Source organism: Scytonema sp. NUACC21, assembly GCF_054684315.1.
Genome location: NZ_BAAFZH010000102.1, coordinates 41,605 through 66,890 on the forward strand (window position 1 = coordinate 41,605; position 25,286 = coordinate 66,890).

The 25,286-nt window shown below is 41.1% G+C and carries 18 protein-coding genes and 1 pseudogene; 5 read left to right on the forward strand and 14 right to left on the reverse strand.

What is annotated here, in order from left to right:
• The first annotated feature begins 319 nt into the window (after positions 1-319).
• From ACYRY3_RS33650 to ACYRY3_RS33660, 3 genes are all read left to right on the forward strand, one after another.
• Positions 320-3,181: a HEAT repeat domain-containing protein gene (locus ACYRY3_RS33650; RefSeq protein ID WP_460206014.1), complete on the forward strand. Its 2,862-nt coding sequence runs from the start codon at positions 320-322 to the stop codon at positions 3,179-3,181.
• 669 nt (positions 3,182-3,850) lie between these two features.
• Entirely contained in the window at positions 3,851-5,236 is a 1,386-nt protein-coding gene (locus ACYRY3_RS33655) for a nuclease/transposase family protein (RefSeq protein WP_460206015.1), read from the forward strand.
• A gap of 213 nt (positions 5,237-5,449) precedes the next feature.
• Positions 5,450-6,181: an HAD family hydrolase gene (locus ACYRY3_RS33660; RefSeq protein WP_460206016.1), complete on the forward strand. Its 732-nt coding sequence runs from the start codon at positions 5,450-5,452 to the stop codon at positions 6,179-6,181.
• Between the two features lie 152 nt (positions 6,182-6,333).
• Here ACYRY3_RS33660 and ACYRY3_RS33665 read toward each other — a convergent pair whose 3' ends face one another.
• A complete protein-coding gene (locus ACYRY3_RS33665; protein WP_460206017.1) occupies positions 6,334-7,587 on the reverse strand; it encodes a glycosyltransferase in 1,254 nt (417 codons plus the stop codon).
• Positions 7,588-7,804: 217 nt separating this feature from the next.
• Here ACYRY3_RS33665 and ACYRY3_RS33670 point away from each other — a divergent pair, with 217 nt between their 5' ends.
• Positions 7,805-8,248 (forward strand): hypothetical protein, encoded by a 444-nt coding sequence (locus ACYRY3_RS33670; protein ID WP_460206018.1) that lies wholly within the window; start codon positions 7,805-7,807, stop codon positions 8,246-8,248.
• Between the two features lie 194 nt (positions 8,249-8,442).
• Here ACYRY3_RS33670 and ACYRY3_RS33675 read toward each other — a convergent pair.
• The 6 genes and pseudogenes from ACYRY3_RS33675 to ACYRY3_RS33700 all read right to left on the reverse strand — a co-directional run.
• A pseudogene (locus ACYRY3_RS33675) lies at positions 8,443-9,045 on the reverse strand (indole-3-glycerol phosphate synthase TrpC); the annotation flags it as partial.
• A gap of 186 nt (positions 9,046-9,231) precedes the next feature.
• Complete coding sequence (locus ACYRY3_RS33680) at positions 9,232-11,439, reverse strand: anthranilate synthase (protein WP_460206019.1); 2,208 nt, start codon at positions 11,437-11,439, stop codon at positions 9,232-9,234.
• A 135-nt stretch (positions 11,440-11,574) separates the two neighbouring features.
• Positions 11,575-12,693: a 3-deoxy-7-phosphoheptulonate synthase gene (aroF, locus tag ACYRY3_RS33685; RefSeq protein ID WP_460206020.1), complete on the reverse strand. Its 1,119-nt coding sequence runs from the start codon at positions 12,691-12,693 to the stop codon at positions 11,575-11,577.
• A gap of 154 nt (positions 12,694-12,847) precedes the next feature.
• Positions 12,848-13,027: a hypothetical protein gene (locus ACYRY3_RS33690; protein ID WP_460206021.1), complete on the reverse strand. Its 180-nt coding sequence runs from the start codon at positions 13,025-13,027 to the stop codon at positions 12,848-12,850.
• Positions 13,028-13,250: 223 nt separating this feature from the next.
• The gene (locus ACYRY3_RS33695; RefSeq protein WP_460206022.1) at positions 13,251-13,619 is read right to left on the reverse strand and encodes a hypothetical protein; all 369 of its coding nucleotides are present in this window, start codon (positions 13,617-13,619) and stop codon (positions 13,251-13,253) included.
• Between the two features lie 646 nt (positions 13,620-14,265).
• Positions 14,266-14,898, reverse strand: coding sequence for a diguanylate cyclase domain-containing protein (locus ACYRY3_RS33700; RefSeq protein ID WP_460206156.1), 633 nt, complete (start codon positions 14,896-14,898; stop codon positions 14,266-14,268).
• Between the two features lie 466 nt (positions 14,899-15,364).
• Between ACYRY3_RS33700 and ACYRY3_RS33705 the strand changes: the two genes are divergently transcribed.
• Positions 15,365-15,580: a hypothetical protein gene (locus ACYRY3_RS33705; RefSeq protein ID WP_460206023.1), complete on the forward strand. Its 216-nt coding sequence runs from the start codon at positions 15,365-15,367 to the stop codon at positions 15,578-15,580.
• Positions 15,581-15,668: 88 nt separating this feature from the next.
• Here ACYRY3_RS33705 and ACYRY3_RS33710 read toward each other — a convergent pair whose 3' ends face one another.
• The 7 genes from ACYRY3_RS33710 to ACYRY3_RS33740 all read right to left on the reverse strand — a co-directional run bounded on the left by ACYRY3_RS33710 (position 15,669) and on the right by ACYRY3_RS33740 (position 25,027).
• A complete protein-coding gene (locus tag ACYRY3_RS33710; protein ID WP_460206024.1) occupies positions 15,669-16,469 on the reverse strand; it encodes a DUF928 domain-containing protein in 801 nt (266 codons plus the stop codon).
• A complete protein-coding gene (locus tag ACYRY3_RS33715) occupies positions 16,466-18,820 on the reverse strand; it encodes a CHASE2 domain-containing protein (protein WP_460206025.1) in 2,355 nt (784 codons plus the stop codon). Before ACYRY3_RS33715 ends, ACYRY3_RS33710 begins: the two co-directional genes overlap by 4 nt.
• Before the next feature lie 29 nt (positions 18,821-18,849).
• On the reverse strand, positions 18,850-20,031 hold the full coding sequence (locus tag ACYRY3_RS33720) for a DUF1822 family protein (protein ID WP_460206026.1): 1,182 nt from the start codon (positions 20,029-20,031) through the stop codon (positions 18,850-18,852).
• Between the two features lie 152 nt (positions 20,032-20,183).
• Complete coding sequence (locus ACYRY3_RS33725) at positions 20,184-21,374, reverse strand: sigma-70 family RNA polymerase sigma factor (RefSeq protein ID WP_460206027.1); 1,191 nt, start codon at positions 21,372-21,374, stop codon at positions 20,184-20,186.
• A 52-nt stretch (positions 21,375-21,426) separates the two neighbouring features.
• The gene (locus ACYRY3_RS33730; protein WP_460206028.1) at positions 21,427-22,812 is read right to left on the reverse strand and encodes a CHAT domain-containing protein; all 1,386 of its coding nucleotides are present in this window, start codon (positions 22,810-22,812) and stop codon (positions 21,427-21,429) included.
• A 363-nt stretch (positions 22,813-23,175) separates the two neighbouring features.
• Complete coding sequence (locus tag ACYRY3_RS33735) at positions 23,176-23,955, reverse strand: DUF4058 family protein (protein ID WP_460206029.1); 780 nt, start codon at positions 23,953-23,955, stop codon at positions 23,176-23,178.
• Positions 23,956-24,409: 454 nt separating this feature from the next.
• Positions 24,410-25,027, reverse strand: coding sequence for a Uma2 family endonuclease (locus tag ACYRY3_RS33740; protein WP_460206030.1), 618 nt, complete (start codon positions 25,025-25,027; stop codon positions 24,410-24,412).
• Positions 25,028-25,286: the final 259 nt, after the last annotated feature.

Genomic DNA, 25,286 nt, shown 5'->3' on the forward strand with positions numbered 1-25,286 from the left:
ATAGTTTAGAGCAGAAAAAACACATTTTTTTCTCACAATGGTAGACTGCTAATTTTACTTTCTACCATTTTTTGTGTCTAAATTATATTTTGGACGAGTCTAGTGTAATATTTTTCAGCGCAACGCTTTGCTCCTCACGCCTAAATGAAATTATTTCCTCCAAAACTAAAACCTAACGAAGATTTAAAACATCCTCTTAAAGACTTTGTCGATAAGACATCAAAGCAGGATTCAGCAATTGACAACTACTATAGATACTTTGCGGAAAGTACCAAGTCGTATTTGTATACAAAACTAGAGGTTGCATCGGAACACACTTATGTTTAAACGTTTCTTTTTAAATAATCTTTGTTTGGAAACACTAGCCCCTGGAATTGCAGTAGCATTACTGAGCCTTTCATCACCCTTGCTTATTAGCAATGCCGGTTGGGCACAAACTAATACAGTTAACGTTAACATTGCCCAGCGAAAGCAAGAGGATATTCAAAAGGATTTAAGCTCTATTGATGAGTTGATAAAACGTGGTGCGCTCGACAATGTTGAAGAACTTACCAAGTATCTGACACCGCAAAAGAACAAAGAAGTACGTATCCACGCTATGAATGGACTGAGGGGTGTTGGTACAGGCGCTGAGGCTGCGTTACCGACTCTCAAAGCCATACTTCAAGAACGAAATGCAGATAGGGAAGTACGGCTCATATCAATTGCGACAATTAGAAGCATCAATGCCAAGAGCGCAATTCAAGAACTTATCAGTGTAATTGATGACCCTGATTCTAAGGTTAGTTCCGCTGCGATCGAAGCACTGGGATCTGTAAACAAAGATGCTAGAGATGCGGTTCCTAAGTTAATTGCAATACTGCAAGATAGAAATCTCCAAGATTTAAGTCAACGTGTTAGCGCTGCTCAAGCTTTGGGAGTCATTGCAGGACCAATTGCGCGGAAAGAACCAAAGGTTATCTCTGTCCTTATACAAGCACTTGACGATCCAGCTTGGTTAGTACGTAACAGTGCCACTGTGGCGCTAAAAGAACTTAAGGAAAGGGCGAATGCGGATATCTCATCTGCTGTACCCAAACTCCAAAAAGAGCTTGAAGACAAGAATTATACCTTACGTCTGAACGCTATTAGCACTTTAGGAAGTATTAGATCTCAAGCAAAAGAAACAGTGTCTGACTTGATTAAGTCTTTAGAGGATGAGAATTTAGAAATCAAAGTAGTTGCTGCAAGATCTCTTGTCAATATATCTGAAGAAGTCGAGCAGGAAAATGCGAAAGAAAAGGGTGAAAAGAAGATTGACCCAGAAACAGAAAAAACTTTGCATGCCTTGGTAAAGGCTATTGAAAATACCGTGAAGCAAGGAAAAGTATCATGGTTTCCTGAAGAAGCAATCCAGCACATGGTGAGACTTGGTACAAGCATTGGCTCTCAAGCAGATGAAGTCAACCTAAAGGATTTGGAAAAAGTCATTTCAAAATTTGAAAAGGTTTTAAAAATCACAGAAAATATCCAAGATCGGGAGCTTAAATCTGCTAGAGATAGTATTAAGCAACAGATTGATTTCCTCAAAGGCAAAAAAACAGAACGCCAGTTTATTAATGGAATTATCAAAAATCCTTCAATTTGGATAATTTTAGTTTATTTAGTTTCCCTTTTTGGGATGTTTTGGCTACGTCCATTATGGCTACTGAAATTGGAAAACACCTTAAAAACCCTGTCTTTCAAAATCCCTTATTTAGATAAGGAAGTATCTCTGGCTGCGTTGCTTTTAATGCTGGTAAAACAGCCTAGAGTACTGGATGCTTGGGTAGAGGAGTATATCAAATCTGTTCGAGAGGAGTTCCAGAAAAAGGATACAGTTAGTAATAGAAATGTCTATATCCCCGTTCCTGTAAAAATCAACGATAAAACAATAGCCCAAATGAGTGGCAAAGATTTATACTCTGTTTTTAGAAAGCAGCGAGATTGTGTACTTATTCAGGGCGAAGGCGGAGTTGGTAAGACAAGTCTTGCTTGTCAAATTGCTAGTTGGGCAATGTCAAACTCGGAAGAAGAACGCTTGTGCAAACACCCTATGATACCAGTGCTGATTGAAGAAGATTTGGACTTGCAAATTATGCAGGGTATACAAGCAGTCAATGTACAAGTATCGGATATACAAGCTATGCAAAAGATAGGCAAACAAGCTTTGTTAAATGCTATCCGAGGACAATTGCAGGACTTGACCAACGAGCAAGAACCGATTTCTGAAGAATTACTAGAACGCCTCCTCAGACAACGACGGCTCTTGGTGATTGTAGACCACTTCTCAGAAATGAGTGAAGCTACTCGTAAGGCAATTCGCCCTGAGTCTCCAGATTTTCCCGTAAATGCATTAATTATTACCTCACGCTTTAATGAAACTTTAGGTCATGTAACCAAAACCACTATCAAGCCTCTACGTATAGAAGGCAATCGTTTATCGTCGTTTATGGAAGCCTATCTAACTCAGCAAGGTAAGCGCGACCTATTTACCGATGCAGAATTTTTTGATGCTTGCCGACGTCTCTCGCAAATGGTAGGTAATCGTAATATCACTGCGTTACTGGCAAAACTTTATGCAGATCAGCTAGTTGCTACCAGGGTAGAGGAAGTCAAAGAGTCACCGCTACAGACACCCAGTAACATTCCCGATTTAATGCTCTGGTATCTCAACGAACTTAACCGTAGCGTCACTGGAGATGATAAGTTAGGCGATCGTACCGTTCAGCAAGATACCAAAATCCTTGCTTGGGTATGTCTTCAGAAAACTTTTCGACCGGGATCTATCAAGCGTGAGGTAGCCCTAGCCGCCATTGGTGGCGATGATGCTGAAAATCGTCTTAAGTATTTAGAAGAACGCTTGCACCTCATTCAAACGATTGGCGCAGCCCAAGACCAAATACGTTTTGCTCTTGACCCCTTAGCGGAATATTTGGCTGCATTGCACGTGATGGAGCGTTTTAGACAGAATGAGCAACTTTGGCAGCAGTTTAAACAAAAAGCTACTAGTTTTTCAGAAGGACCAGACTCTATCAAAGGTTTCCTTTTAGCATTGCGTGACTGCTTAGTTGCCCAGCGCTTGGAAACAAGTATGCGTGATTTTTTAGAAGAGAGTTTAGGTACGCAAACTGATTTATTTCCAGTAGCTATGACAGCTTAGGAACTTCTAAATAATATGACTTTTCTCATCTCGTGAATAGTCAGGTTCTGGTGGTGCGGCGTGGATTTGGCGGTTACCATCTCCGTACAAGAGCTTGCTACACCCCTTCCCAGTAACTGCAAATAGCCCCTGGTTCCCCTATGCTGTGAGGTGTGGGGGATTTTGGTTTGTTTCTACCCTCTCCCCCCCAATCATGGGAGGAGACGAAAGCAAACCAACCCTGTTAAATTTTCTTTACATTTGGGCTTACCATCAATAGCCGACGTATTACTAGATGGCGAAAAAATGGAGTAAACTTGAATCAATTGGAGTAAGAACGCTCGGATTATTTTTGACAAATATTCACTTGTGCTGAGAGCGGCATCAAGAGAAGCCTGCAGTGACCTTGTTCCATACTGTTGCAGTTAAAGAGACGAAAAATGTTTCTATTTGAGTTGAGAATTTAATACTGGTCAAGTTATAGCTCTTTTTTTAAGTGTTCATGCATAAAGATTTACCGTTTTTTGTAAGCGATTGAAATCGGGATGTATTCGGTGCAATCTTAACTGAATTTTTACTCTAATTAAATGATTAATTTCACACAAATATTTATCTTTAAGGCTTGAGATGCGGACTAATTGCTGCTAGAATAATAAGCAATTGTGGTCGGAGAAATAGCCAACTCAAGTCATGGCATTACAACGCAAGAAAGGTTATTCCATCGAATCGAAAACAGCAAGATTTACCTTGTTAAGAGATGGTTTGTCCCTAGATGAAACCAAAACAGCTTTCAACGATTTAGTAACTTTTTACTTTGCTGTTGTTGCCACACACCCAGAAGGAACAACCTCTTCTAACGACCATTACAGGGTATACGAAGGTTTGACGGTAGGAGAAAATGCCCAGTATCCTTTACCAATAGACGCTCCGTGCGTATTTCGCCGCGCTGCTATCAAGAAAGCCATTGGTGCTTACAAAGGATGGCGGACTCAATATGAAAAATGGTCTTCTAGACCAGCACGATCTAAAAAACACAAACCACCAGTGCAACCACGTTCGTTCAACTTCAATCCAGTGTTTTATGCCGGAATGTGGAAGGATGACACGGGCAGTTCCATCGTGCTCAAGATCCGTAGAAATAACGCTTGGGTTTGGGTGAAATTCCAGTACCTTGGTTACGATTTTGGTGGTGATTGGGTAAAGGCATCGCCAACGGTGACGCTTAAAGGTGGAAGAGCTTACCTCGACTTCACTGTCGAGAAATACGTACCAGCAACAGGAGGTTTGAAAACTCTCATCACTAGTCCAAACCTACGCATTTGCTCTGTAGATTTAGATTTAGATGGCAGTATCGCAACTTGCAGCATACTTGAATCCGACGATAACGGAGTGGTGAAAGAAATTAGCCGCATGACAGTTCCAGGTCATACCGCTCACGTCAGTCGTAGGAAGTGCGATTTAGGGAAAGTTGCCCGTGCGATGAAAAAGACTGTCCGCGTTGACAAAGGTTTTGCTTGTCACAGATTCTCTAAGATATCCAGACGAGAACGTCATGAGGGACTGCGAGTCTCAAACGAAATCATTTCCTTTGCCAACCGTCATGGATGCAAAGTCATTGTGTTTGAACACTTAGCCAGCCTCAAGCCTCAACGAGGTCGGTACTCACGCCGTTCCAACCAAAAACGTGCTTACTGGCTCAAAGGAAAGATTTTTGAGAATGTGCGTCGAATTGCTTACCAAAAGTACGCTATTCTTACAGCAAGAGTCAATCCTAAAGATACTTCTCGGTTGTGCGCTGTCAATGGAGTAGAAGTCTGGAGAGGCAATCATTACTTACCCACTCTGTTAGAGTTTTGTCAACCTTACCAATATGGTGGCAAATGCTTTGCTACAGTTACAGGTCAACGTGGAAGTTCGGGATTAAACGCCGCACGTAATATTGGGCTAAAGTTCTTAGCCCGTAAGTTTGAACTGCCTAGACTTGAATTGAAAGTAGAGGGTAAGGGGTTCAATGTCGCAAAAGCCAAACTTGTAAAAGTTGGGTGCGCTCGGATTGCAAGCAAAGTCAATGGCTAACTGTACTCCAATCCGGTTGCGGGCAATGTGTAGTTGCCTCAAAGTCTCTCCTACCATCCTACGCCTACCCGGTTTGCTCTACGAGCATTGATTCTAGGTAAAGCGTTCACAGAGGAGAGGGGAAACAAAAAGTTATGGTTGGCTCTGGTTGACTACGCTTTTTGATTACACATCTTAAGATTACTTAGGTTATGAGAGCGACGGGGGTCAATTTTGGCAACGATTCAGTGCAAAAATGTCACGTTTTCCAATATCCAGGCAATTCTGTTTGACAAAAACGGGACACTGGAAGATTCAGATGATTATTTACGCGCCCTTGCACAGAAGGGAGCAAGAATGATAGATGCACAAGTTCCCGGTATTGGGGAACCATTGTTAATGGCATTTGGCGTGAATGGCGATCGCTTAGATCCTGCGGGTTTAATAGCAGTGGCGAGTCGTCGCGAAACAGAAATTGCTGCTGCTGCTTACATTGCAGAAACCGGGAGGGGGTGGTTTGACTCTTTGGTTATCGCCCGCCAAGCGTTGGATGAAGCAGAAAAATATGTTAGCAAAACTCCTTCACCTCTGTTCGTGGGTAGCTTGGAAGTGCTCAAGTCTTTATCCGAAGCAGGGCTGAAACTTGGTATTCTTTCAGCCGCAACCACCCAAGAAGTACGTGCTTTTGTCAAACACCACCAATTAAGTGATTACATTCAACTAGAAATGGGAGTTGATGAAGGTCCGAGCAAGCCAGATCCAGTTTTGTTTTTACAAGCATGCCAAGCTTTGGGCGTAGAACCTAGCGCTACACTCATGGTAGGAGATTCTGTAGGTGATATGCAAATGGCAAGAAATGCCAATGCAGCAGGTTGCATCGGTATCACTTGGATAGGAAAGACAGAAAATGTTAAGGGTGCTGATGTGGTTATCAATCAACTTGATGAAATTCAAGTTATTTTCTAAAGAAATTTTAATTGTCAGGTGACTAGTACAAGTGGGCGTAAATAAGGCAACCATTGTAAATCGCTCCAAAGCTGACAGTGTAAGCCTTTTAATTTCATCCTTTATCCTTCATACTTCTCCAGAGGAGACGCTACGCGAACAGCCTTTCTCTACTAATTCCTCAAGAATTTTTCAATGGCATTACAGGCAATATGCGTGCCATTTTCCAACCGAACTTGCCTGCCTATTTCAGAAGCTTTTACCGTGTAATTCGGCTCATTTAGTAACTTGTTTAACTCTGTAATAGCCCGTGTAGATGTATATTCGTTTCTGGAAATCATACGAGCGACTCCCAAACGAACCAGACGGGCAGCATTGTCTGGTTGATCGTGGTTCCAAGGAACGACAAGCATGGGGCGACCGGCGTGTAGTGCCTGTCCTGTGGTACCGATTCCTCCTTGATGGACTATTGCAGCCGCGTGGGGGAAGATTCGCGAGTAAGGTAGGTAATCAAAAGCCACTATTCCCTTTGGTAGTGAAGATGGTAGGGGATTTTTCCCAATAAGCAGAACTGCTCGATATCCCAGAGATTGAGCTGCTACTATGCTTTCAGCATAAAAATTGCCAGGATTGAGAACCGCAGAAGAACCCAAGGTAAATACAATGGGTGGCGTTCCCGATTCTAAAAACTGCTCTAGTTCGTGCAAATTGACAACATTTGGAGAGCGATCGTAAAAAGCAAAGCCAGTGATGAGTGTATTGCCAGCCCAATCCGGTTGAGCTTGTGCAAATGCGCTAGAAAATAGAGCCAGAGTTAATTTTTGAGAGTATTTTCCTTCAAATATAGGATTATTGACTCTTGGTAAGCCCAATTCTGCACGCAATTCTTGTAAAGGTTCTGCCCAATCGCGAGTCACAAATTTAGCCGCTTCTATGACAAAACCATTGACAAATGGACCGAGGGGACGTAATTCTGCTAAAAAGGGAAATGGTGCAAAGACGGGTGGGTCATAGGCAGAGAAAAAGGACATGGGCGAGAGGACATAGGAAACCCAAGGAACTCCAGTCTTTTGAGCAAGAATAGGAGCAGTATAAATTAACTCGCTTGTTACTAACAAATCGGCTGTTGGCACCACTGCTTTGAGTTCGTTATAGGTATCGCGTACCTGAGGCATGATGACTTCTCGAAATAGCACCTCAGTTCCGTTATGCACGTCCATCGCACGTTTTGCCAATTCGGAATTTGGATCGAGATGTGGAGGAATAGGATGAAAACACAGACCTTCAGATTCAACTAAGGTACGGTGGTATATACCCGTAGCGAAAATTACTTGATGCCCGCGTTTTTTCAGTTCCAATGCTAGTGCCATCAAGGGATGAATATCACCCAGCGACCCAAATGTTGCTAAAACGATGCGTTTGCTCATTATCAAGGCAAAAATACAGTTAACTTTTAGGTCAGAACCAGACCACGCCGTTCGTTGGCTGTGTTACACATTGAGAGTCCGAGCGCTCATAACAAGACGAGAACGCTATTGTCTGCCCCTTTGGTCATCCTAACCCGGAATCGCGATCGCTGTACCGATCCTCTAGGCGATCGCATGTAAATAATTCAATAGGGAGCTTTTTTCCTTAGGAGTAAAAATGCAGAAAATTGCGGTTTTATTTTTAGCTATGGCTATGGTTATTGGATACAATAACCTCTTAATTGCAAAACCACCATTAGTAGGAGAATTTAAGTTTAACGAAATTAGTGGAAGTGGTTGTGGAATGACTTTATGGAACCCAAGTAGGTCAAACAAAAATCAATTTTTGTTCTTTAACGGTCTTAATAACACCTCTATGGAGATGAAGATTAACGGAAAAATTACTAAATTTAATCGTGTAAAAGCAAGCGGTCAGAAATTCTACGGTCAACAAACATTCCAATCCTTTCGCGAGCGAAATGGCAAAATTATAGTTGATGTGGCAGTCAAACTCGGTGCTAAAGGTGAAATTGAAACTGTTGCTATTAAACAAGGCACGCTCGTTGTTAAACAAAACGGTCAAGAGGTGAAACTTCCTGTTGTTGGAGATGCTGGATGTTAGTTAAAACAGTTCAAATGAGAACCGCTATAGCTAGGCATTTCCTGAAATTTCTCTTTATTGTTGTAGTTAACAGGCGCGATGCACTCTACTTTATTCGAGAACCTTTTACTCAATGTCTTGCAGGGTGAAAGGTAATACGGTTCAGTTAATTAAATGTAAAAAAAGCACATATGTAGAGACGCGCCATGGCGCGTCTCTACATCTGGAATCCCCAATACTCTATCCATTTCCCTTAAAGTATGCACTTCAACTAAAACAGTCATTCCCAGGTTTTGAGCAATGTGGAGAAAATCTTTGATAGCTTCATCATTCAAAATTGCCGCAATGAGAAGAATTGCATCCGCACCTTTAACTCGTGCTAAATAAATTTGGTAAGGGTCAATAATAAACTCTTTACAAAGTAAAGGTATGTTCACTTTATTTCTAAGGATTTGTAAATTTTCAAAACTCCCTTGAAAAAATTTTGCATCCGTTAAAACAGAAATACAACTAGCACCTCCTCTTTCGTAGGCTAAAGCAATGTCTAACGGGTCAAAATTTTCGCGAATGATTCCTTTACTAGGAGAGGCTTTTTTGACTTCTGCAATAATACTAGGTTTCTTCTGATTCTGACGTATGGCTGCTAAAAAATCTCGCACATCGGGAGCAAAACTTGCTTGTCTTATTAAATTTTTGAAAGACAATTGCTCGTACATTAAAGCAACTTCTTGCTGTTTGTGTAAAACAATCTCTTCGAGAATATGAAGTGGTTTTACAGGTTGTGAGGTTATTTTAGTCTCTTGTCGGTAATTCAACATCTTAATTCCTCTCTAAAGTCAAACTAACTAAATTGTTCTACATACAAATTGCACATTTACTCTTGAGAGTCTGGCATAGGGCATAGATTCTCTAACATCTACCCCATACCCAATCTCATTAAACTTCATCCTTCATCCTTCATCCTTCATCCTTCATACTTCATCCTTCATATTTCATCCTTGGCTTTACACCAAAATAGAAGCAGGTTTTTTTGCGGTCAAAGCACTAACTACATTTTTGATAATTTTCAATCCAACTTCCTCGCTCAAAGTCATAATCGATTCTGGATGGAATTGCACACCTGATATCGCTAGTGTTTTATGCTCGATACCCATAATGATGCCATCTTCTGACATGGCTGTAATTTCTAGTTCTGGAGGTAAACTCTCAATTAATGCATGCAAAGAGTGGTATCGACCCACTTCAAATGATTCTGGTAAATCTCTAAACGCTACAGAGTTTTTATCAATTACCGAAATCAGCGATACTTTACCATGTTGGGGATAATCAAGAACCCCTAATTTTCCACCATGTGCCTCCACAATTGCCTGCATTCCCAAACACACACCAAAGATGGGTATTTGCCGTTTTTTACAAGCTTGAATTGTCTCGGTAATTTTAAATTCGCTGGGGCTTCCGGGACCAGGAGACAAGATAACCAAGTCGGGTTGTTCTGTATCAAATAATTTCTCAGAAAAACCATGTCTCAGGGTTGTAACGGTTGCACCTGTTTGACGAATATAGTTTGCCAAAGTGTGAACAAAGGAGTCTTCGTAGTCAATTAATAAAACTCGCTTACCTGATGCTGGATTGGCTTCTTGTTTATCGAGCGCCGATATTTTTGCCACCTCTTTACTTTTTTTATTTGTCTGGTGGAGTGTTTGGAAAAGTGCAGCAGCTTTAGTAATGGTTTCTTGGGCTTCTGCTTCGGGTATGGAATCATAAAGCACCGTTGCACCGACTCGCACTGTGGCAATTGAGTCTTTTAGCTGAATTGTGCGGAGAATTAAACCGGTATTCAAGTTACCGTTAAAATTTATGCACCCAATTGCACCACCATACCAACGTCTGGGACTGCGTTCGTGTTGTTCGAGAAACTGCATTGCCGACTTCTTGGGTGCCCCCGTCACCGTCACTGCCCAAAGATGGGTAAGAAAAGCATCTATAGCATCGAATTCCGGGCGCATCAATCCTTCTACATGATCCACTGTATGGATGAGATGGCTGTATAGTTCGATTTGACGGCGACCAATCACTCTCACTGTTCCTGGTTCGCAGATACGGGATTTGTCATTGCGATCGACATCGGTACACATGGTTAGTTCCGATTCATCTTTGCGCGAGTTCAACAATTTCTGAATTTGCGCTGCGTCATCGATCGCCGTTTGTCCGCGAGTAATAGTACCGCTAATTGGGCAAGTTTCTACACGTCTACCATCAACTCGCACAAACATTTCTGGAGATGCTCCAATCAAATATTCTCCACCTAAATTAAAAATGAATCCATAGGGACTGGGATTAATTTCTCGGAGAGTGCGGAAGAGTTGGATTGGTGAAGTTTCGCAGGTTTGGAAAAAGCTTTGACTGGGAACAACTTCAAATAAATCCCCACGACGGAAGTAGTCGAGGGCAGTATTTACCTGTTGTTCGTATTCTCCTGGCGCATGGTCGGAGAATTGAGTTGCTGTTAAACGCTTACCTCTATAGTTAATAATTTCACCAGTGCGTGGTAAATCTCTGGTACTACCATTGTTAGTGATGAAATCATACTGCAAGCGAAATGCTCTTTGCAAATGGTAATCCACAATGATTAATTCATCGGGTAAATATAATACCAAATCCCTTTGGTCTGATGCCCGTTCCAAAAACTTTGGCATTTGCTCGAACTGAAACACCAAATCGTAACCCAATGCTCCATATAGCCCTAAATGTTCGTCCTCTGGGCTCTCAAAAATCGAAAGTATTTTGCGAATTACACTAAATACTGATGGTTGTCTGCTGCGTTCTTCTTCGGAAAATAATTTTTTGCTCGGCTTAATCAAACCAGTTATGCAATTATCTACTTGACTTACATCTATAAAATTTGAGTGGATAGTTGAGTCATTAACCAAAATTTCTGCCACATAATTGAGTAATACCTTTCCTCGGTCGTTGTGCGCTGTAATAGTAAAAGAGTTATCGCGGGTAGCTATCTCTAATGGTGGATTCACAAAACCGATTGCCCATCTTTTATAACGTCCTGGGTATTCATAGCTACTTGCCAGTAAAGCCCCACGTTGGGAATCTAAACGAACTAAAACCTCTTCTGTCGCCGTATCAATATTCATAGGAAACTGCGATCGCGATATGAATATTCCACCTTTAGTAGTGTAGTTACGTGTATCAAAACTCATTTTTCTTACCTCTAAAATCCGATGAGTAGAGAATTAGCAATACTGTGGAAAACTGATGGAAAGTTATATCAATTTCAACAAAGCAAGGGACAAATGTTTTGGTATAAAAACTTTCCATCAAAACGAATTAACCATCTACAAACTCGCAGTAGCCATTTGAGCATTTCCCCGTCCGTTTGTAGCAGTTGAGAGTAAGGACGAACGACCATTTGCTCCTGCTTTACCGCGACCAAAGTATTGAGCCAGAGAATCAATTTCCTGCATCAATTCCACAAAATCTGCGGGAGTGAGAGACTGGGGACCATCAGACAAAGCTGCTTTTGGATTGGGGTGAACTTCTATCATCAAAGAATCAGCACCAACTGCTACCGATGCTTTCGCCATTGCCGATACATATTGGGAGTAACCAGTTCCATGACTGGGGTCAATCATAATTGGCAAATGTGTCAGGGTTCTTAAAACTGGCACCACAGATAAATCGAGAGTATTTCTCGTATATTGGCGATCGAAATTGCGAATACCCCGTTCGCACAAAATCACATTAGGATTACCAGCCGCAAGAATATATTCAGCAGCCATCAACCATTCCTCAATCGTTGCAGACATCCCCCGCTTCAGCAGAATGGGCATACCTGTAGCACCAGCTTTCTTTAACAATGAGAAATTCTGCATATTGCGAGCACCAATTTGCAGCACATCCGCAAATTCGGCAACGACTTCTAGATCGCTCGTATCCATAACCTCGGTAATAATCCCTAAACCTGTAGCTTCGCGAGCTTTTGCTAGCAGGGATAGGGCGCTTTCTCCATGTCCTTGGAAAGCATAAGGCGAGGTACGGGGTTTGTAGGCTCCTCCTCGGAGAAACTGGGCACCAGTAGCTTTTACAACCTGGGCAGTCTCAACAATCATTTCTTCGTTTTCCACCGAACACGGACCTGCAACCACAACAAGGGGATGGTTTTGTCCAAAAGTCACAATCCCGTTAGGAGTCGGAACAGCAACGGACGAAGGTTCTCCGTGACGATATTCTAGAGAAGCCCGTTTGAAAGGCTGTTTGACTCGAATCACCTGTTCGATGCAGGGGCTGATTTGTTGGATAGTTTCAAGATGAATTGAATTAGTTTCTCCCACCAAGCCGATAACAACCTTGTATTTTCCCTGTAATTTTTCAATATTGACAGGATAGCGGCTGAGTTCATTGATGATGCGATCGACTTCCAGTGGGGGGGTTTGGGGTTTGATGACAATTATCATTGGGATCTACCTGTTTTAGCTTTGGTTTGTATTGCAGTTTCTCAAGGCAAGTCATTTTTACTTGGCTTTTGTCTTCTAAGTTTTTATAGCGACGAAGTTTTAGAAGTTATGCATTAGTCCCTGGGAGTGCCATTCGATTACCTCAAAACGTAGCCTATAACAACGAAAACGTAGGGTGGGCACCGCTCACCAAAAGTAGACGTAGGGTGGGCACTGCCCACCGACTATAACGACGTAGGCACTGCCCACCATTACCTATAACGACAAAGATTTCAAGGTTATGCGCTAGAAGGGTATAGTTACCTCTGACAGGACTACCTGCGATCGAAGTCATTGTTTCTTCTCTCCTTGAATTCATAGAAAAATCAAATTATAATTTTAACTGGCAATTAAAGTTGTCACTCACATATTTACAATAAGAAATTACTCTTAATGCGTCGGTCTGAAAAAGTCTGAAAAGATAAGATCTTAAGTTACAAAAGATGAGCCCTCCGTCCATTCAACAGATGGTTAACCCAAGCATCCATAGAAGATACTTAAATTAACCACCCAGTACTCTACTTCAGCGTGGATTGCTCCTTACTGACGAGTTTGTCATCTTGGAAATTGGCAACAATCCGAGAACCATCTGCATTCTCCCAAACAAACGTTGCTGTTGTTGCAGAACGCTTGATTTCAGTGCCGCGATTTAAAATCGCCTCCACTGCTGCCAAAGACATCCCCAGTTTTAACCGCTCGTAATCTGCACGGCTGACGTGACTGAACTGTTGAATTTCAGTTTGGTCAGGTAATGTTCTCTGGTTCAGACCGCTTGTAGTTTTATAGTAGCCGTGAGCTAAACCGGAACCAAACACTGTGCCGATTGTAAAGACTAGGGCAAGCAGGCGAATGGAAGGATTTGCAGGATTCGGTTTGTTGTTAGTCATCGGATTTAAGATGGAAATATACTTGTAAACTAAAAAGCGCCTGGAGGACATCCAAGAAGAAATCCACCAGGTCTTTTCTTTGAAGTTGAATTCAGTTGAAAAGCAACTAAAAGCCCCAAAACGCAACAGCCTTTGACAGTTGCGACTTGGGGCAAATTCATTTCGTACACTCAGCACTTGCGGCATAACACCTATTGCTATCTCTCAGTGACGCAGATGCATGAACCGTACAGCTATATTACTGTTGAGCTGTTAACGTGTTCGAGCATCTCAAAAATACTATCACGGCATAACAACAATAGTTGCAATCCGAGATAGTATAAGGCACACTCATTAATACGAGTTGCCTTCGCGTTACTAAGGACGCCTCCTATGATGCCGAACACGCTAACGCTCCCTAAACTTTTAATCGGGCTGCCTTTAATCGGGATGCGTAAGGCATGTTGGTGGGCTGAGGGGTGTCTCCAGGGGGATTGTTTTAATCGGTGGCAGCCCTATTTTGTTGACGGGTCTGTTTGGACTTGACTCTTAACTACTCGTGTCAATCTAATCCCTGAAAGTCCCAATCGTATGATAGCAAACAAAATGTTATTTACGCAGACGAAGAGCGAAACCCATTCGCACAGACAAACTCATTCGCAACTTCTTATATCGTAAGCTTTTCCGATATCTCGTACTGGTGCCACGGCAAGGGATGGTCTTTGCGTACCCTCCTCATGCCCGTGATGCCGCTATGGAGAAGTGGCTGCGTGAAGAAGTCGTCAAAAGTTATTATCTCATAGCGTGCTTTTCCTAATTTTTTAGCACGGTACATTGCAATGTCAGCGTCACGGATGAGTTCTTCTGGCTCCTTATAAGTGCTTGAGCCTAAAGCGATACCAATACTGACAGTAGTAATTACTTCGTTTCCTGCAAGATTGAAAGCTCCTGTCAAAGCTGCATTTATTCTGTTAGCTATATTTATGACATCATTTAAATCTTGGATATTATCAAGTAGGATGGTAAACTCATCTCCGCCTAAGCGGGCTACTGTATCTCCGGCACGCAAACACCTTTCTAACCTATGTGCTAGTGCCATGAGTAATTGATCCCCTATCATGTGGCCAAGACTATCGTTGATTACTTTAAAGCGATCCACATCTAAGAACAGCACGGCGAATTTGTAGTCTGGATGAAGCTTTGTTAGCTCTAGCGATCGCTCTAACCTTTCGACAAATAAGGCACGGTTGGGCAGACCAGTGAGTGAATCGTGAAAAACATTATGAATTAAATAGCAAATCTAGGGATTTCTCAAAAAAAAGGCTTCTTCAGATAACGCCAATCGATTCACATCTGAGGTAACAGGATCTTCACGGGTCATAGTCTAAGTCATATTTTCAGGCAACGCATGGCTGTAAAATGCGTTGTAGCTAATTTTACCCCTGTTAGGATTTGAAAATACGGAATTTGGAATTGTAGTGTCAATTAAATTTACACGTTATTGCCTTATATTGTGTTTTTTGTATTTTAAAATACTAAATAAAAGTGGTTAAGATAACATAACTAAAAATAGTATCAATTTCATTGACAAGTTAATATTTAAATCGTTATCCTAACGTATAACATATATAGCGAAAGACCCCCTATTTGTGAATTTAGGTCACCTTAGGGGTCTTCCTGTATGCTTACTCCCTGTTACTGTTTGGCGACGGAAACCAGGGATTCACAACTTTTCGCGCAGTCCAAGGACTGCACACCTTTTTAGTATGTCAAACTCCAAATATAATCGCAACTCCCAGCAAAAAAATCATTCTGAGCAAGAAAATTCTGGGGTGTCTGTCAATTTGCGTCTTCCAGGTCGCACCATTGCCACAGCTTTAAGTGTTATTGTCGCCTTTGCTGGTGGTATGGGGTTTAGCGGTACTCAGAACCATAATGTCAATCAGAAGAACGAGGTTTGTACTGTAATTAACGAACATTAGAAATTTTACGAAGGGCGAACAACCGTTCGCCCCTACGTTCGGGTAATGCGTAATTCATTTCTACGTCTATACCTAATAACCGATAATATTAACTTGATTTTTGTACTGGCGTACAACAATTAGTCACAGGAAAAGAGACAACTTGTTGTAAATTAGCTTGTTCTAACAACTGAGTCCAAGCTGAGGAGATATCTTTTTCCTTCTTGTCACGCATATTGACAGCCAAAACAGTTAAAGCATCGAACCAAATACTATTTTGGGCGTAGGCAGTTGCTTGTGCAATGGGAGTTTTGGCATCTGCCAATTGATTTTTCAAAGTAGTAGATATAGGGTTTCTTTGGATACGACCTCTGACAGTTCCCGGTCTGTCTTCTACTGTTTTATAATCACAGTAAATAGAAAAAGACCAATTGTAGATTTTGCCTATTTGTAAAGGTGGTGTTTGTTGAGGTATGGTAAAACTCACTATACCTTGCGGGATATTAGTATTCTTTAATCTAGTTTTATAAACTTCTTTCCCTTGGTCATCTTCTAACACAAATTCAACAGCATCTTTTGGTGTCAAATTCCTGGGTACACTGAACCAAAATTGCGGTCTTTCGGCTACTGTTAAACCCCACAGAGAATCACCATTATTTGATTTAGTTAAGGGGACAAGTGCTGTTGGTACGCAGCCTCTTCCTGCTCCTCCTTGTGCTCTTCCTGTCGGTTCCCCACGGTCTGGTGGGGGTGGTGGTGACTGAAATTTGATTGCTACTGGGGTTGAATTTGGGTTTTCAGCGGTTATCTGTTTTCCATAAGTGCTCGCACAACCCATGCAGAGTCCCAGGATTACCGTAGTATGAAATATTTTCTTAAAAATTTTGCTTCTTAGTCCTGTGTGCTTCATGATTTTCTACGCTCCAAGTCATTTTGATTTTTTAACAGTGAAATGACAACCGTACCATTAGTCAACAATAAAGCGATCGCAGGGGAAGCTAAAGGTATCCAACCGCCATAATTAAGTAACATAAAACACACACCATAAAGGGTTGCTACTGATATCAATACCACTGTACCCATAATTTTTAAGCTGGAAAATCGCCATGCAATCAATCCCCCAATCATTGCCCAGCAAGTAATCCAAGCAAATTCTCCCCCACCAGACCAAACCCATAACAAAGGTCTTCCATCTAAAACGTAGCTAAGAATTTGACTGACCATATGAGCGTGAACCACCACCCCAGGAATTTTGTTGGAGGAACCCGCACCATAGGGTGTTGACCAATAATCCCCAGCGCTCTTGTCTACTATACCTATCAATACAATTCGGTTTTGGATAGCTTTGGGATTAACTTTGTCCCCAAGTAGATCCCGTAGCGTCACCCTTTGGGCTACCATCTGCGGGTTGGGCAGTGCTCGATAATTTAATAATACCTGAGAGCCTGCCGCATCTACGCTTTGATATCCACCCGTGCGATAACCTATAGATGGAAATATTTTTTTACCCAGTTTTAAATTGTCGTCTTGTGTGAATTCTGGCAAGATATTCTTGGTCTGGAGATATCGAAATGCAAGCTGGGTACTCAATGCGTAAGCTGCCGTACAGCGAGATGTGGTACTTGGTGTTATAAATAACAAGTGGCGACGGACAATACCATCGTAATCTTGGACAAAATCGCTAAATCCCAACTGGGACTCGGGGATTTCCGGTGATGGTAAAGTACCTGTAGGGTCATCTTTGATGTCAGGACGCTTGCAGATACCAATTAAACGCTGACTTTGCCGTAATTGCTTTGTTAATTCGGGTTTCTGACTAGGGTAATCGCGGTAGATATCTAAACCAATGGCTGTCGCTTGATATTTTTCTAATTTTTCCAATAATTTGCTGAGACTGGTATCGGATAAGGAACCAAAGCGTGGTTCTAAATCCTGGGATTGAATATCTTCGGAGGTTATAGTGACTATCAAAAGACGATCGTCCGGTTTTTCGGGGATTCGCGATCGCATTAACATATCAAACGCCGATAATTCGATGGGAGATAGCAACCCTAAAAATCTAATTCCTGCTACTAACAGGGTATTTACCAAGCTATAGAAAAGAATTAATCGCAATTGTTGACGATTTGGTAAGAATTGAATCGGATTTTTCTTTCCGTGCAATTCCTGCCAAGTCAGGGGGTTTTCGGCAGGATTTTGACAAATGACAGGTAGCCAAGTCGCGCAGGGAAATTCCGCTTCTAACCCTTGTAATTTTTCCCGTGCTTCCCGTACCGAAAGATAAAGAGATTTTCCCTTAGCAAAGGTAGTAAGAAAATGTTTGAGAAATTCCTGTGCGACTTTATCGGGAATCGGTTCCCGCATCACAATAACTTGGGGTAAATGTAAATCTGCTAAATCCCGTGCCAGTCCTAAACCATCGCAAGAATTAAAAATTGCCAATCTTAGACCATTGGATATGGCTTTTTTCAACCCATATCTTAATTGGTCAATTGTAAGGGTTTCCTCGGAATTTATCTGAATACATCCCTTTCCGAGACTCGAACTATGCCCTGCAAAAAATAAAATATCCCATTCGGACTTCCAAAGTTCCTCCGTTAGCTGTTGCGATCTGGGTTCGATAAGAAATGTAATCTCCGAATCGGGAAGCTGTTTTAATATTTGTTGGTCTTGATTAATATCAATCCCACTACTATTGCCTAAAATACTTAATATTTTAAATTTCTTTCTAACTCGATTTGTATTTTCTTTTAAAGAACGTGCATATTCCGGAGGACTCAAGGAAATTTCTGCTTGGGGATAATCAGATAAAAAATCCCACAAACACCAAGGTAATTTTAGAACCTTACGATTTGGCGTCACAATTATCAAACGAATTTCATCATTTGGCGTGAGATAAGTTCGCAGTTTACGTTCAATAGAGAAAAAAGAGCCTGAACTTAACCAGCGATTGAGTTGGGCTTGAAAATTTTGTGACACTTGTTGAAATTCGGCATAGGAAATATTCAGAGGTTCCCCGTCTTCCTCATCAATTTCAAATTCTGGATGTACTGTACTTCTTCGCCAAGCCAAATTATTATACAAAGATTCATATAATAACTGCCAACGTTGATAAATCTCATCTAGACTGGGAACTGCAGGTAAACTTCCCGCAAATTGCATTGGAGTGAGTTCTTGAGATTCCCAAAATTGCGCCGTCACAGTAGGGAAACCTTGCTGCAAATCTCCTTGTCCTAAATTTAAAACGATAAGCCTGTGCATTTTAGATTTCCCTTCAAACTCCTCGTCAATTAAATCAAAAAATCTTCTGTGACAACAAAATTATCTATTTCAATTTGAATCTTAAATTGAGTTCCAGGAGAAATTTTAAACCGTTTTAATTGCATAATATTATCCTGCATACGCGATTGACTTGACTGAATAACTTGTCCCGACGCAGATAGTAATTTGAGATGAGTTGCTGGTGGTAAAGCTTCTTCTTGGCTGCGACTGCGTAATTGAATCCGAATACTAATTCTACCGTCTGTTTCTGCATCCAATCCCATTAATAATAATGCTTCACAATTGGGTAAATTTAAGGATTTTCCCCTTTTGATAGTTGCATCATTTTCCTCTGTTGTTCTCCTAAAACTAAAGCTGAAAGCACTATTACCAAAGAAATTTTCTAAAGATTGCCAGCTATCTTCAAAGGTATTTTGCAACCATCGGCTGAGATTTACCGCTACCTGACTGGGTGCAAGATAACCTTGTAATTGTCCTTGACGTAATTGATGTAGTCTTTGTCGCCAAACATCATTACTTATCAATTCTCCCCATAAGGAAAAGGGTAATTCTAATCTGGGTTGAATAATATTTGGATTCGCTAATCTAGATAATACATTATCTGCTTGAGTTGTGGGTACAGGAGGTAGGCTAGTAAGAGAAACTTGGGTTTCCTCGTTGGGATTGAGTTGATTTACCACCCACAAAACATTTAAATCTTGAATGATTTCCAAGGCATCAAGGCTATATGTTCTGTCACTAGAGTTATAAGTAGCTGAATTTTTAATTTGTTTGTGCGTCGTATATCCCCACACTCGCATTGATAGCTCATCAGGGTTGATTTGAACTGCTAAATAATAATCTCCCGCCAATTTTGGAATATCCACCCATTCTTGAGGAATTTGATATTCACTATTATCCAAAGATTTTTCTGGTATCAAAATCAAACGTTTATTTCCCCAGCTTAAAGCCGTACCATTAACAACCGACCAAAAACTCGGGAGTAATATTTCATCTAACAAAAGACTTGCCTGTGGTTGATATTCTGCTTGCAGCCAAGGGAGAAAAGTTTGCAGGCAAATCTGGTTTAAATATTGATTCCACTGTCCTTTAGCAGTTGGTTGTGATTGGCTTTTTAGCCAAGATTCCTGTGCCAAATCGGAAGATATTTGGAATTGTAGTTGGGTAAGATTGTCGGCTAGGGAAGTCATTGGATTTTGAATTTTGAATTTTGAGTTGTGGATTTGTAGAGATGCTAGGGTATCGCGTCTTTACAGAATTTTGGGTTTTGAATTTTGGAAGTTATGAGTTTTAGATTTTTATCAAAACCCAATCGGTAGCACGCACGCAAAGCACCCATTAATCAGCCGCCGTGATAATGTGCTTGCAACCATTCCTCCAAGATTGTGCTGATATACTTAACCACGTCAGAGGTTACGGAATTATGCAGGGTTTCCTGACTCCAACGGGTTAGGGTTAATAATAATGATTCTCGTATTTTAGATAACTTGCGGGATACGGTGTATTGTTGGACTGCTAACTCTTTAGCGATTTGCTGTTGGGTTAAACCCTGTTGGTAATAGAGTTTTAGCAGTTGTTGAGCCGTAGAATCTAGCTTTGCGATCGCACCTTCTAAAACATCGTTAATTTGATTTTTTTGTTCGAGACGTGTAGCTTGCTCTTCGTGTTGAATCAATTCCGCGAGCATGGGTTCCCGAAATGAATCGACTAATTCATCCTGCAATTCCCCCTCCTCGTACCCTGGTTTGGGAGCGTTGAGGGACTTGACAGAGGGATACAAATATTTACGAACTTGATTTCCACATTCTGTTAGCCAACGTTCTATACTTTCCTGAGTACATTCCCGACCGGCGAAAGAAAGCTGGTGACGCCTTTGGTTATAAGCGGTTGCTATTTCTTCCCAGATTTTCGGTTCTGGTGGTGCGATTTGTCTCAACTGAGGGGACTTTCGCGGTAGATAAATACTTTCAAAACAAGTCCAAGCCAGCAAATAACTTTCAATAGTTGTAGCATCGAGTCCAGCATTTTGCAGGGATTCCGTCAGGAGTTTGCGACTGACTTTGAGTAATAAAGCCCAATTATTGCACAAATCAGTTTCCCGATTTCGCCGTAGATAATCTCGAATAATATTACCAAAAGCGATGGTCGCATAACCCTTAACGCTACCGCTGACATCGGGATTGCAAGATTTGAGAATTTTGGGAACAGATGCGATCGCAACTTGAAAAAAGTCTGGCATTTTACCGTTAGACTCTTGCAACCGTCGCATCATCTTTTGTAGGCTCCAGTAACAAGGTTCTTGCAGATAAGCAAACATATGTCCTAAAGCCAATTCCGCTTTTTCCGATTTTTGCACTTGTTTGTGCCAATAAACAGCCCAAAACTCCTCAGATGTTTGAGCTTCGGGAACCTGCTTGAAACAAGCTCTCATACTCCGATGTAGTTTAGCATCAGTTATCCAACTACTAAATTTATCGGCATCAAATTTTAAAAAAGTAGAAAAAAGTTCTATGATATTTTGACGTGGACGCATAAGCACTTAAAAATTAAAAGTTCAAAATAAAAAATTAAACCCACAACTCACATTACCAGGGATTTCCAATCAATGTAAAGCCAGCCCAATAATAAGGATGGGATAACTCCTGACTATCAAGTGCAGCAACTTGTGCAGGTAAAGAACCACTCCCACGAATTCCCGAATTCTTTTTTAAACTTACCTGCTGTGTGAGCATGGCAATTTGAGCTTGTCGTAGTGCTTCTGACTTAATTGGATTAGCTTTAAGTTGTTCGTAAAATTGAATCATTAAAGCCAAAGTTCCCCCGTCATCAACCGACCAAAGACTTGCCACAGCAGCTTTTGCTCCCGACTGTACAGCCAACCCAGCAAACCCCAACTCAGCTTGAGGATCGCCCAATGCAGTACGACAAGCACTCAATACCAATAACTCCACAGGAGGACTATCTAATTCCAGAGTTTTGAGTTCATCCAAGCGAACTTCGCTATCCCAAAACTGAATGTAAGATTGCTCAACAGAACCGGGGGAAAATTCAGCGTGGGTAGCTAAATGTACTATCCCGAAAGGATAAATAGAGCGTTCTTTCTTCAAGTTTTTTAGGGTAAATTCTTTGTTTAATAAAGACTTTCCCGCCCATTTATTACTTATAATATTTGACAACTCTAGGGGAACTGCAGGTAAGGGTTCCTTGTTTTGAAATTGCGAAGCTCCCATTGCTAAAACTCGGGCTTGGCTAATCTTGTTATTTTGAAAATCTAGTAGATTGAAAGCTGGAATAATGCCCAAACTATATTTCTCAACTAAAAACTTCTCCCCATCATGAATCGCCGCTAAAGGAACAGTTCGTAAACCACCTCCCAAACAAAATATAAGATTATTAATACCTTGTGCTTGTAGTTCAGATTCCAAAGGAGCAATTAGAAAGTCATATACTTTTTTACCCGAATTCAGATACTCACTGCGCTGAGAATTCGGATTAACAATATCAGTGCGGAATTGACTGACCAAGCTAATCAGAACCTCTCTTTTTGCTGCTGGAATACGCTTGTGAATTGGTGATTTATCCGGCAATACCAATATTAATTCGAGGTGATTGGGCGTAGGCACTGCATATATCAAAGCACTTTTTTTACCAACATTCTGACCTATATCACTTAGAATCTGCTTCATTTGTTGAACTTCGAGAACCTGATTGGAAGGCAGTTTTCCCTGGGTATATTCGTCATACTGCTGCTTCCATCCCCGCTCGATGTGTATAATTGCAGAGTTAATATCTTTACTGTCGAGTAACTTTTTGATAACTTCCGGTTGAAGACGCGACAAGGGAAGCGTATTCGATTTGGATGGTCGAGAAACAACGTTAAGGTGTTCTTGGGGAAGCTTGAGTTGGGTTAGCCCAATTGTGAATAAACTGAGCGTTGAAAAAGCCAATAAAGTTAGCTTAATTTTGTTCATATCTCTTCATGCACCAAGTTTACTTGTGATTCCTACACCCTCCCCAGCTGATTTTCCCGATGAATGCCTAAAACCACGAACCCACAATCAAATCATACATAAGAATCTCCTCTTGCTGACATAATTATTGCTGATAAACTATTACCAATAGCATCAACCTTTATTGGTTTAGGAATTTACTCAAGTCTTCCGCAGAGGAATCCATACATTGTCTATTGTAAAACTTTGCCGAAAATATACTAGTAGACCTTGGCGAAAATAAGGCTCACAGATGCACGCTCTTTGTAAAGCTTGCAGTATCAGCCTGTTAATTTCATCCAAATGCCTTTATACTGAGAGCCTTTTTTTGTCTTGATGTTCAAACTACCGCAATCCCTTTGCTTGCAAAAGCACATCTACCCAAGTCCGATCTGCTTCGTGTAAAAGTGGAATGGGGTCTTGGTGATAATCGATCGCCAAATCGTACCTCGCCTGGTTGTAAATTTGCAACACCAGGCTTTGCAAATCCACTGACAGTTCTGCATCGTTTGGCTTCAATGGAAGTGGGAATGTAGGAATGGCTTGCTGAAGATTAAATGCATAAAGTTGTGCCCTTGGACGTTGTTGGGCACGGCTGACTAAAATGCGGTAGTGTGAGTGAGGAACGTTACCTACCATCACCATTGGCGTTCCTTCCCGCAACAAATCTATTTCCACCAAATGGGTTGCGCTTTCTAAAACGGCATTGCGCTTTTTTTCATAAGTATCTCGTCCTTTACCGGGGCGCTTGTTTGTTGGGGATAAAATCTCAATCGCCGCAATCACTGTTCCTGTTGCAATATCCCGAATTTCTAGACAACCTTCTCGAATTTCCTGTGGAATCGGTAGCATCACAGTAATAGATGAATCAGATGCTGGGGTTGTCAAGGTGGTAGGAGATTGACGACTACCCGACTGAGATACCACTGACGCATTTGGAATTCCAATTAATACCGCATCCTCTGGCACAGTGGTATAAACCCGTTTCTCAATTGCCACCCGGTAGTCTTGGCTCAGGTTTGACTCAATTGCATTGGCGATCGCACTAATCAATCGATGATGTACTTCTGGCCATAATTCGGGATTTTCAAGATAAGGGTTCATTCCCGGAAATGGAGATGGCATAAAACAGCCTTAGAGTTCACAACTTTTTACACTTCTATCATATAAATTCTTTATTTACTTAAGAGTCAGGGGTTAGAGGTTAGAGGTTAGGGGTTAAGTGCCTCACTTATTCCCCCGATCTCTGGATTGGTCTTTTTACTAAGTTGTAATTCTTTACAAAAGTACACGACTCTCGTCATTATTACTTAGATAAATACACAGTCCCTAAATGCCGGTAATCAAGGGGAACCGAGGAATCAAAATAATTCGTAATTCGTAGTTGGACTTTCAATGACGAATTACGTTAGTGGTTGGGAGGAATAACTCTTGATTGGGCTGTGTCCACTCCGTACCATTGGTCGTAGCATTTGTTTCAACTAACTGACGAGATAACTACTAACCACTCACTAGATAAAAATTTTTTGCAGTCAATGCAAAAATCTCTGATAATAAAAATTTAAAAAAGCTGTTTCAATTATAAAGTAGCATTAAAAATTTGTTGTGCGGTCAGGTTTAGTTCTGGGAATGTAGGAGAAATAATGCGCTCTTCGCCCCTAAACTGATTAACTTGATATTCATCATTAACTAGTTTGTAAATTGACAAAGTAGGTTGTTTTGGGTCGCCTATATATTTGATGCCACCCAATCCCAAATAATCTACAATCCAATACTCTGATATTTTTATCTCTTCATATTCACCCAGTTTTTTATAGTAGTCATCACGCCAATTTGTGCTGACTATTTCCACCACTAAAGGGATAGAAATTCCTCGCTGAACAGTAGAGTACTTTGCCCAAAACTCCTCTGATTGTAGAGCAGGTTTATTGAGAATTAATATGTCTGGTGAATAAGTAGAATTGCTAGTTGCAGATTGTATGAGTGCGGTTTTGGGAATAAAGTAAGGAAGTTTTAGTCGTGTAAATTCTACAACTAACTGGGTATTTAAAAATCCCGTAACTTCTTCATGTTCCCCTAATGGCTGTGACATCTCTACTATTGCTCCATTATGTAGCTCGTAACGCTTTCCTGAATTTTCTGGAATCCACTCCAAAAATTCTTTAACTGTTATTGGCTTGAATAATGCTTGAGACATACTGCCCCTTGTTCACATCAATAAGTACATTTGTGGTAACGTTCAGCTATTATGCTATTACTTATTTTGTATCATCCGCGAATTATTTTTTCCCAGAGATGACACCAATTTCAAACATACAGCACATTTCAGGTAAATGAAATACATCGGCAGGGGCGTTGGCGGTGAACGGAGGCTCTCAACCCGCCCTAAAAACAATCCGTACAGCACCCTTGTTGTAACTACTGTAATCGAATTGTTGGGTTTCACTGCGTGAAAC

Excerpts from the sequence above, each read along its gene's own strand:
- ACYRY3_RS33650 (WP_460206014.1), top strand. The coding sequence starts at position 320 with ATGTTTAAACGTTTCTTTTTAAATAATCTTTGTTTGGAAACACTAGCC.
- ACYRY3_RS33655 (WP_460206015.1), top strand. The coding sequence starts at position 3,851 with ATGGCATTACAACGCAAGAAAGGTTATTCCATCGAATCGAAAACAGCA.
- ACYRY3_RS33665 (WP_460206017.1), bottom strand. The coding sequence starts at position 7,587 with ATGAGCAAACGCATCGTTTTAGCAACATTTGGGTCGCTGGGTGATATT.
- ACYRY3_RS33670 (WP_460206018.1), top strand. The coding sequence starts at position 7,805 with ATGCAGAAAATTGCGGTTTTATTTTTAGCTATGGCTATGGTTATTGGA.
- ACYRY3_RS33680 (WP_460206019.1), bottom strand. The coding sequence starts at position 11,439 with ATGAGTTTTGATACACGTAACTACACTACTAAAGGTGGAATATTCATA.
- aroF (WP_460206020.1), bottom strand. The coding sequence starts at position 12,693 with ATGATAATTGTCATCAAACCCCAAACCCCCCCACTGGAAGTCGATCGC.
- ACYRY3_RS33690 (WP_460206021.1), bottom strand. The coding sequence starts at position 13,027 with ATGACTTCGATCGCAGGTAGTCCTGTCAGAGGTAACTATACCCTTCTA.
- ACYRY3_RS33695 (WP_460206022.1), bottom strand. The coding sequence starts at position 13,619 with ATGACTAACAACAAACCGAATCCTGCAAATCCTTCCATTCGCCTGCTT.
- ACYRY3_RS33705 (WP_460206023.1), top strand. The coding sequence starts at position 15,365 with ATGTCAAACTCCAAATATAATCGCAACTCCCAGCAAAAAAATCATTCT.
- ACYRY3_RS33710 (WP_460206024.1), bottom strand. The coding sequence starts at position 16,469 with ATGAAGCACACAGGACTAAGAAGCAAAATTTTTAAGAAAATATTTCAT.
- ACYRY3_RS33715 (WP_460206025.1), bottom strand. The coding sequence starts at position 18,820 with ATGCACAGGCTTATCGTTTTAAATTTAGGACAAGGAGATTTGCAGCAA.
- ACYRY3_RS33720 (WP_460206026.1), bottom strand. The coding sequence starts at position 20,031 with ATGACTTCCCTAGCCGACAATCTTACCCAACTACAATTCCAAATATCT.
- ACYRY3_RS33725 (WP_460206027.1), bottom strand. The coding sequence starts at position 21,374 with ATGCGTCCACGTCAAAATATCATAGAACTTTTTTCTACTTTTTTAAAA.
- ACYRY3_RS33730 (WP_460206028.1), bottom strand. The coding sequence starts at position 22,812 with ATGAACAAAATTAAGCTAACTTTATTGGCTTTTTCAACGCTCAGTTTA.
- ACYRY3_RS33735 (WP_460206029.1), bottom strand. The coding sequence starts at position 23,955 with ATGCCATCTCCATTTCCGGGAATGAACCCTTATCTTGAAAATCCCGAA.
- ACYRY3_RS33740 (WP_460206030.1), bottom strand. The coding sequence starts at position 25,027 with ATGTCTCAAGCATTATTCAAGCCAATAACAGTTAAAGAATTTTTGGAG.